The 4,360-nt window shown below is 74.4% G+C and carries 4 protein-coding genes; 3 read left to right on the top strand and 1 reads right to left on the bottom strand.

Annotation, left to right across the window (positions count from 1 at the left end):
* Positions 1–153: 153 nt before the first annotated feature.
* On the bottom strand, positions 154–1,191 hold the full coding sequence (locus tag ACFXB5_RS52860; RefSeq protein WP_385223105.1) for a hypothetical protein: 1,038 nt from the start codon (positions 1,189–1,191) through the stop codon (positions 154–156).
* A gap of 168 nt (positions 1,192–1,359) precedes the next feature.
* On the opposite strand from ACFXB5_RS52860, the gene hisI reads away from it, so the two are divergent.
* From hisI to ACFXB5_RS52845, 3 genes are all read left to right on the top strand, one after another.
* Positions 1,360–1,737 (top strand): phosphoribosyl-AMP cyclohydrolase, encoded by a 378-nt coding sequence (gene hisI, locus ACFXB5_RS52855; RefSeq protein WP_198282522.1) that lies wholly within the window; start codon positions 1,360–1,362, stop codon positions 1,735–1,737.
* 47 nt (positions 1,738–1,784) lie between these two features.
* On the top strand, positions 1,785–3,320 hold the full coding sequence (locus ACFXB5_RS52850; RefSeq protein ID WP_385223103.1) for an anthranilate synthase component I: 1,536 nt from the start codon (positions 1,785–1,787) through the stop codon (positions 3,318–3,320).
* A 115-nt stretch (positions 3,321–3,435) separates the two neighbouring features.
* Entirely contained in the window at positions 3,436–4,131 is a 696-nt protein-coding gene (locus ACFXB5_RS52845) for a TIGR02234 family membrane protein (RefSeq protein WP_385223101.1), read from the top strand.
* Positions 4,132–4,360 lie beyond the last annotated feature (229 nt).

Below are 4,360 nucleotides of genomic sequence, written 5' to 3'. Positions count from 1 at the left end.
CCCCCGGACCCCGGGGTCTGGGGCGGAGCCCCTGCCGGGGTCTGGGGCGGAGCCCCGCACGCGGCGGAGCCGCATATCGTCAGGTGTCGGGAAGGGGCGGGGAAGGGGAACAGCCCGCCGCAGGCGTCATAATCCGCCGACGGCACTCCCCAACTAACCTGGCAGTGGCTTGCTCAGCTTCTTGCCGTCGCGCCCGGCGCTCAGCGTGAGCGCGCAGGAGACCTGGTCCTCGCCCTGGATGGAGTACGTGCCCAGCGCGGGGTACAGCGCGTAGTAGTAGTACATCCGGCCGTCGTTGGGGACGCTCTTGAGCCGCTTCTTGGCATCCGTCGCGCACAGCGCCAGCGCCTTGGTCTGAATCGCCTTCTCGGTGGAGAAGTCGCCGCTCAGCGTCTCGTTGGCGATCACCTCGCCGTCGTGCGCGCCGTGGCAGGACCGCTTCTCGACCTTGGTGACGCTGCTGTCCATCGCCGGGTGGTCGAAGCACTGGCCGGGGTCGAGCACCACATACGGCACCTTGTCACCGGGCGCGCCGGACTCCGACGCGTCCGGGGCCGCCGACTCCGAGGCGCTCGGATCCCCGTCGGGGGCCTCGCTGCCGCCGCCCAGCGGCGCCCCCTCGCCGGGGTCCTCCGAGCCCGACGGGGCGGCGGACGACTCGGCGTCCGAGGGCGAGGAGAGGGGCTGGTCCGAGGCGGAGGCGGAGGCGGACGGGCCGGCGTCGGCCGACGTCTCCTTGCCGCCGTCGTCCTTCGTCCCGATGACGATCGCGCCGACAACCACCGCCACGGCCACCACCGCCGCGATGACGATCGCCGTGGTCCTGGAGCCGCCGCTGCCGGGCGGCGGGGGAGGGGGCGGCAGCGCCCCCGGAGGTATGGCCCCCGGCGGCAGTGCGCCCGGGGGTATGGACCCCGGCGGCAGCGCCCCCGGGGGCGGGCCGCCGGGCAGCAGGGCCGGTGGGGTGGGCGGACCGAAACCGCCGCTCGGCTGCGCGGGCGGACCGGGCTGGGCGGGCTGGTCCGCCGGGGGCGGCGGCCCGAAGCCCTGCTGCGCCTGCGGGGGCTGCGCGGGCTGCTGCGGCTGCGCGGGCTGTGGCTGTGGTGGTTGCTGTGGCTGCGGCGGTGGTGGACCGAACCCCCCGCCGTTTCCAGGCCGGTTGGGCTCGTTCGACGGCGGCGGAAACGTCATGCCCGAAGCATGCCCCATTCCACTGACAATCCGTCCATCGGGCCCGGCCTCCGGCCGGTTTCCCAGCCCGGTTTCCCAGCCCGGATTTCCAGCGCTGCTCCCGGTCCTGCTCCCGGTCCGGCGGAGATCATTCGCGGGGACCCCCCTCCGGACGTGCAGAATGGTCGCATGACCGGCTCCGACCGCCCCTCCGCCCTCGACCCGGCCCTCGCCGCCCGCCTCAAGCGCGGCGCCGACGGCCTGCTCCCCGCCATCGCCCAGCAGTACGACACCGGTGAGGTGCTGATGCTGGGCTGGATGGACGACGAGGCGCTGCACCGCACCCTCACCACCGGCCGCTGCACCTACTGGAGCCGCAGCCGCCAGGAGTACTGGGTCAAGGGCGACACCTCCGGCCATGTCCAACTGGTCAAGTCCGTCGCGCTCGACTGCGACGCCGACACCGTCCTGGTCAAGGTCGACCAGGTCGGCGCCGCCTGCCACACCGGCGACCGCACCTGCTTCGACGCCGACGAGCTCCCGCTCGGCCCGCGGACCGGCCGGTAGACCAGCCACCACCCCAAAAACCAAGCCCCAGCAAGTCCCCAGCCCCCGTGCCCCGCCGGGCTCCCCAGCCCCAGACCCAGGACGCTGTCACGATGGATCTCGAGACCTTCCGCAAGCTGGCGGCCGACCGCCGCGTCATCCCCGTGAGCCGCAAGCTGCTCGCGGACGGCGACACCCCCGTGGGCCTCTACCGCAAGCTGGCCGCCGAGCGCCCCGGCACCTTCCTCCTCGAATCCGCCGAGAACGGCCGCTCCTGGTCCCGCTACTCCTTCATCGGAGTCCGCAGCGCCGCCACCCTCACCGAACGCGACGGCCGCACCCACTGGCTGGGCACCCCGCCGGTCGGCGTCCCCACCGAAGGCGACCCGCTCCAGGCGCTGCGCGCCACCGTCGAGGCCCTGCACACCCCGCGCGACCTCGGCGGGCTGGTCCAGCTGCCGCCGTTCACCGGCGGCATGGTCGGCTATCTCGGCTACGACGTCGTCCGCCGCCTGGAGAAGGTCGGCGAGCACGGCCGGGACGATCTGCGCCTGCCCGAGCTGACCATGCTGCTCACCTCGGACCTCGCGGTGCTGGACCACTGGGACGGCACCGTGCTGCTGATCGCCAACGCGATCAACCACAACGACCTCGACACGGGTGTGGACGAGGCGTACGCGGACGCCGTGGCCCGGCTCGACGCGATGGCCGCCGACCTCGTCCGCCCCGTGGCGACCGACCCCGCCGCGCTGCCCGACTCCGAGCTGCCCGAGTACACCGCGCTGTGGGGCGGCGAGGACTTCATGGAAGCGGTGGACGACATCAAGGAGCGCATCCGCGCGGGCGAGGCGTTCCAGGTCGTCCCCTCGCAGCGGTTCGAGACGCCGTGCTCGGCCAGCGCCCTCGACGTCTACCGGGTGCTGCGCGCCACCAACCCGAGCCCCTATATGTACCTCTTCCGGTTCGAGGGCTTCGATGTGGTGGGCTCGAGCCCGGAAGCCCTGGTCAAGGTCGAGGACGGCCGGGCGATGCTGCACCCCATCGCCGGCACCCGCCACCGGGGGGCCACTCCACAGGAGGACGCCGCGCTCGCCGAGGAGCTGCTCGCCGACCCCAAGGAGCGGGCCGAGCATCTGATGCTCGTCGACCTCGGGCGCAATGACCTCGGGCGGGTCTGCGAGCCCGGCAGTGTGGAGGTCGTCGACTTCATGTCGGTCGAGCGCTACAGCCATGTCATGCACATCGTCTCGACCGTCACCGGCAGCCTCGCCGAGGGCCGTACGGCCTTCGACGTGCTCACCGCCTGCTTCCCCGCGGGCACCCTCTCCGGCGCCCCCAAGCCGCGGGCGCTCCAGATCATCGAGGAGCTGGAGCCGAGCCGGCGCGGGCTGTACGGCGGCTGTGTCGGCTATCTCGACTTCGCGGGCGACTCCGACACCGCGATCGCCATCCGCACCGCGCTGCTGCGCGAGGGCACGGCGTACGTCCAGGCGGGCGCCGGGATCGTCGCCGACTCCGATCCGGTGGCCGAGGACGCGGAGTGCCGCAACAAGGCGGCGGCGGTGCTGCGGGCGGTGCACGCGGCGGGCCGCCTGGGGCGGTAGCTCCCGGCGGCCGGTGGCTGCCAGGGCGGTAGCTCCCGGCGGCCGTGGCTCCCGGTAGGTCCCATATCCCCCACCCGGGAACTCTCCCGTACCCGGGTGGGGGATAGTGGTAGGCGTGACTGCAGCAGCCGTACCCCAGCCCAGGGCCGAGCACGAGCCCTCCGCCCCCGTCGCGCGCGGCCGCCGGAGCAGCCTTGCCATCGCCCTGCTCGCCGGTGCGCTCGGCGCCGCCCTGGTCCTGCTGGCCACCAGCCGCAAATGGGCCGAGGGCACCGCCTCCGTCGCCCAGGGATCCCTCTCGCAGAGCGCCAACGGCGATGACATCACCGGACTCCCCGGTGCGCTGGCGGTCGTCGGCCTGGCCGCGCTGGTCGCGGTCTTCGCCGTGCGCCGCCTCGGCCGTGGCGTCGTCGCGGCGCTGCTGGCCCTCTGCGGCGCGGGCATCGTGATCAGCTCCGCCCTCGGCGCGTCCGACAAGGCGGCGCTCGAGGAGAAGGCGTCCAAGGTGAGCGGGCTGACCCACAGCCCCATCCACGACGTGGCGTACACCCCCTGGCCGTGGGTCGCCGCGGCGGGCGGGGTGCTGCTGCTGCTCGCGGGCGTGCTCGCCCTGGGCTACGGCCGTCACTGGCCCGCCATGTCCGGCCGGTACGAGCGCGCGGGCACCGCGGGCGCCCCGGCCCGGAGCCGCGCCCGGCGCGGCGCCGCCGCCTCCGACCCGGACCGCCCCGAGGAGCTGTGGAAGGCCCTGGACCGCGGTGAGGACCCGACGGAGGCCCCGGCGCGGCAGGAGGCCGAGCGCGGCGCCTAGGGGTGTCCGACGGTCCGTGCCGCCTGCGGCGGGCTATTCCCCTCCCCGCCCCTTCCCGAAACCGGGGCTCCGCCCCAGACCCCGACGGGGGCTCCGCCCCAGGCCCCGACCGGGGCTCTGCCTCAGGCCTCGGAACCGGGGCTCCGCCCCAGACCCCGACCGGGGCTCCGCCCCAGACCCTGGCCGGGGTTCCGCCCCAGGCCTCGGAACCGGGGCTCTGCCCAGGCCT

Source organism: Streptomyces sp. NPDC059455 (assembly GCF_042750115.1).
GTDB classification, from domain to species: Bacteria; Actinomycetota; Actinomycetes; order Streptomycetales; family Streptomycetaceae; genus Streptomyces; species Streptomyces endocoffeicus.
The sequence above is the reverse complement of the archived record's forward strand: the minus strand, read 5'-3'. Positions and strand labels throughout refer to the sequence as shown.

Excerpts from the sequence above, each read along its gene's own strand:
- ACFXB5_RS52860 (WP_385223105.1), bottom strand. The coding sequence starts at position 1,191 with ATGACGTTTCCGCCGCCGTCGAACGAGCCCAACCGGCCTGGAAACGGC.
- hisI (WP_198282522.1), top strand. The coding sequence starts at position 1,360 with ATGACCGGCTCCGACCGCCCCTCCGCCCTCGACCCGGCCCTCGCCGCC.